Annotated in this window: 3 protein-coding genes; 1 reads left to right on the top strand and 2 read right to left on the bottom strand. The window is 72.5% G+C overall.

Translation table 11 applies throughout. From position 1 onward, the window contains the following. Positions 1-4: 4 nt before the first annotated feature. Complete coding sequence (locus E1266_RS36360) at positions 5-646, bottom strand: hypothetical protein (RefSeq protein ID WP_132055003.1); 642 nt, start codon at positions 644-646, stop codon at positions 5-7. Positions 647-886: 240 nt separating this feature from the next. On the opposite strand from E1266_RS36360, the gene E1266_RS36365 reads away from it, so the two are divergent. After that, positions 887-1,426 carry a DoxX family protein gene (locus tag E1266_RS36365; RefSeq protein WP_132055005.1) on the top strand — a complete coding sequence of 180 codons (540 nt, stop codon included), beginning with the start codon at positions 887-889 and terminating at the stop codon, positions 1,424-1,426. A 99-nt stretch (positions 1,427-1,525) separates the two neighbouring features. Here the strand turns inward: E1266_RS36365 and E1266_RS36370 are convergent, their stop codons facing one another. Then, entirely contained in the window at positions 1,526-3,385 is a 1,860-nt protein-coding gene (locus E1266_RS36370) for a carbohydrate-binding module family 20 domain-containing protein (protein WP_132055007.1), read from the bottom strand. Between the last annotated feature and the right edge of the window lie 74 nt (positions 3,386-3,459).

Here is a 3,459-nt window from a genome sequence, read left to right on the forward strand (position 1 = left end):
GGCCTCAGCAGGCGGGCACGGCGGCGCCGAAGCGGCGCCGGTAGCGGGGCCGCCAGCTCGTCCGGTAGAAGAGCCGGATCGGCGGCGGCAGCAGGTGCAGGACGGCGCGGCGCGTCGGCTCCGGGGCGCCGTCCAGCAGCCAGGGCAGGAAGACCCCGAGCCCCCGCATGCCGATCTCGCGGCGGAACTCGACGTCGAACGTGCCCCATTCGAAGGCGGTGAGGGTGCCGGGGATCAGCGGCAGGACGTCCGACTCCTTGTAGTCGAGCAGCGCGTTCACGGACGCGTGCAGCTCCGGCGCGTAGCGGGCGAACATGAGGCGGTCGCGCTGCTCCAGCGCCGCGTCCACCGCGTCGATCAGCGGGACGACCTTCACCGCCCGCAGCGCCATCTCGTCGAGCACCGCCCCGAGCCGCCCCGGCGCGTCGGCGTCCTTGGCGTACATCACCGTCCAGAGGGCGTTCTTCTCGGCGCGGTCCTGGACGTGCCAGTGGAAGGTGAACAGGGACCATGTGCTCGCCGTGGCCGCGTCCATCGGCACGCCGTCCGCGCCGGCCGCGGCGGCCGTCCGCGCGGTGTCGCGGCGGAACGCGTCGTACGCGGCGTGCAGCATCGTCAGGTCGAACCGTCTGGGTTCGCAGCCCATGGCGCCTCCCAAGCTCTCCTCCGGTGCCGCCCGCACGGGGCACCCGAAGAGAAGATGGTCCGAGCATCCCCGATTGTGACGTGATCCGGGACACACCCCCTGTGATGTGCCCCACGCCGCGGCGAAGTATTCGCCGGGCCCGCCGGACGGCGGCGCGCCGCCTGCCGGTACGTTGTCGGGACGCAGCGCCCGGCAGGGCACATGCGGGAACACGTGGGAACACGAGGTAAGGAGCCGTGGATGGCTGTTGAGGCGGCGGGCATCGACATCGCGTCCCTCGTCCTGCGGATCTCGGTCGGCGGCACCCTGATCGCGCACGGCTGGAACCACGCGTTCGGCGGCGGGAAGATCGAGGGCACCGCGGGCTGGTTCGAGTCGATGGGGCTGCGGCCCGGCCGGCTGCACGCGCTGATGGCGACCGGCACCGAGCTCGGCGCGGGCCTCCTGCTGCTGCTCGGCCTGCTCACCCCGCTTGCCGCCGCGGGCGCGGTCGGCACGATGGCCGTCGCGCTCATCACCGCCCACCTGCGCAACGGCTTCTTCATCTTCCGGCCCGGGCAGGGCTACGAGTACGTCCTGATGATCATCATGGTGGCGTGCGCGCTGGGGGCGCTGGGCGGCGGCGGCGCGTCCCTCGACCGGGCGCTGGGCATGTCCGACGACCTGTCCGGCTGGACGGGCCTCGCGATCACCGCGCTCGCCGGCGGCCTCGGCTCGGCCCTCCTGCTGGCCGTCTTCTGGCGTCCCGGCCGCCGGCCCGCCGGGGAGACCGGAGAGTAGCCCGGGACACCGGGGAGCGGCATGGCGAGGGCCGGCCTCCACGCGCCGCGTGGAGGCCGGCCCCGCGGCACCGGCGGGGGACGGTGCCTGCTCCATGGGCTATCGCCAGGTGTCGTTCGCCGTATGGGGCGCCGTCCCGGTGGTGTAGCTGCGGTTGGCCCCGTTCTCCCAGGTCACGGCGCCCGCGTCGGTCTTCTTGAGGTACTTGTACTCGATCCTCGTGCCGGCGGGCAGCGTCACCCGCCCGCTCCAGGCCGGGTAGTTCGCCGGGGAGAGCTTGACGGCCTCGGCCGGGTCCCAGGAGCCGAGGGCGGGGATGTCGCCGACGACGTAGACGCTCGTGCCCCAGGTCGTGATGGCGTGCACGTTGAACGCGTCGGTGACGGTCTCGGGCGGGGAGGTGGGCTGGGACGTCGGCGATCCGCCGGACCTCGCGTCCGCGTGGACGGCGACGGCGCCGCCCGCGGGGATCGTCACGGTCGCGGTGCCGCCGGACACGGTGACGGCCGTCCCCGCGCACCCGCCGGACCCGGTGCCGCCGGTGATGACGTCGCAGTAGACGCCGTCCGCGAGCCCGGTCCGGTAGGCCGCGGTGGACGGGCCGGACGAGTCGTTGAGGCCGATCCAGCCGCGCGACCCGCGGCTGAAGCCGATCACATTGCCCGCCGTCGCGGTGAAGTTCGACACCGCCGGGGCGGACGCGGTCGCGTTCCGCCAGCCGACCATGCCCTTCATCCCGGTGGAGCGGGTGATGCACTGCCACCCGGCCGAGCAGTCCGCGCCGGTGACGAAGCCGCGCGGGTCGGCGGGCGGCGACTGCCCCTTGGACGACCAGGTGAACCCGTCGTAGACGGCCGGCCTGCCGTACGGGTAGGCGAGCATGAAGTAGTTGGCGAGGGTGTAGTCGCCGCCGTTCTTGTAGCTGAGCGTGGAGCCGTCGCGCTCGGTGTCGTGGTTGGTGACCATGGCGTAGGTCTGGGAGCCGTCGGCGTCCAGCGACCAGGACGGGATGCCCGACAGGTTCGCCAGCGTGCCGTTCTGGAACTGCGCCTTCAGGCCCATCGCGTAGGCGAAGCCGAGGACGTCGCCGTTCCTGGTGAACGCGGTCGCCTTCAGCTCCGGGTTGGACGCGCCAGGGAAGATCTCTTGGGCGATGTAGGGTCGCTTGCCCTCGGCGGTGGTGTCGTTGAGCGCGTTCTTGATCGCGGCGAAGTCGTCCTGGTCGATGTGCTTGGCGGCGTCGACCCGGAACCCGTCGACGCCGAGCCCGATCAGGTCGTTGAGGTACCCGGCGATCTTCCCGCGGACGTAGGAGGACTGCGTCTTGAGGTCCGACAGCGACACCAGCTCGCAGTTCTGCACCTCCGACTTGTCGTTCCAGTCGTCGATGCCCGCGTCGTCGTCGTTGCAGTACCCGTCGTTGGCGTGGTGGAAGTCGCCGTACCCGTACGGGACGGCCGGGTAGGCGAACCCCGTCGGGTCGAACGCGGAGCCGCCGTACGTGGTGTTCACCGTGTTGTTGTGGCCGGCCATGTGGTTGATGACGGCGTCGACGTAGACGCGGACGCCGGCGTTGTGGCAGGCGCTGACCATGGCGGCGAAGTCGGCGCGGTCGCCGAGCCTGCTCGTCAGGCCGTAAGAGACGGGCTGGTACACCTCCCACCACGGGTGGGCGCCTTCACTGGTGCCGGCGAGGCTGACCGACTCGGCGGGCGGCGCGACCTGCACGGCCCGGTATCCGGCGGGCCCGAGATGGTCGGTGCAGGCGTCCGCGACGGAGGGCCAGTTCCATTCCCAGAGGTTGGCGGTGACGTCACTTGCGTTCAGCGCCGCGGTCGCGGACGGCGCGGCGCTGGCGGTGCCGTCCGGGAGCAGGGCCGCGGCGGGTGCCAGGCCGCCGACGACGAGGGCTCCCGCGGCGAGCAGGGACAGGCGGCGGGGGATTCTTGCGCGTTGCATTGTGGGCGAACTCCTGTCACTGGGCGCCCAGGCGCCGGCGTGGGGGGCCGCCGGCACGGGGACGCCCGAGGGGG

This window comes from Actinomadura sp. 7K534 (assembly GCF_004348575.1).
Lineage (GTDB): Bacteria > Actinomycetota > Actinomycetes > Streptosporangiales > Streptosporangiaceae > Spirillospora > Spirillospora livida.

Bases quoted from the DNA above. Each gene is read 5' to 3' on its own strand.
- E1266_RS36360 (WP_132055003.1), bottom strand. From the start codon at position 646: ATGGGCTGCGAACCCAGACGGTTCGACCTGACGATGCTGCACGCCGCG.
- E1266_RS36365 (WP_132055005.1), top strand. From the start codon at position 887: ATGGCTGTTGAGGCGGCGGGCATCGACATCGCGTCCCTCGTCCTGCGG.
- E1266_RS36370 (WP_132055007.1), bottom strand. From the start codon at position 3,385: ATGCAACGCGCAAGAATCCCCCGCCGCCTGTCCCTGCTCGCCGCGGGA.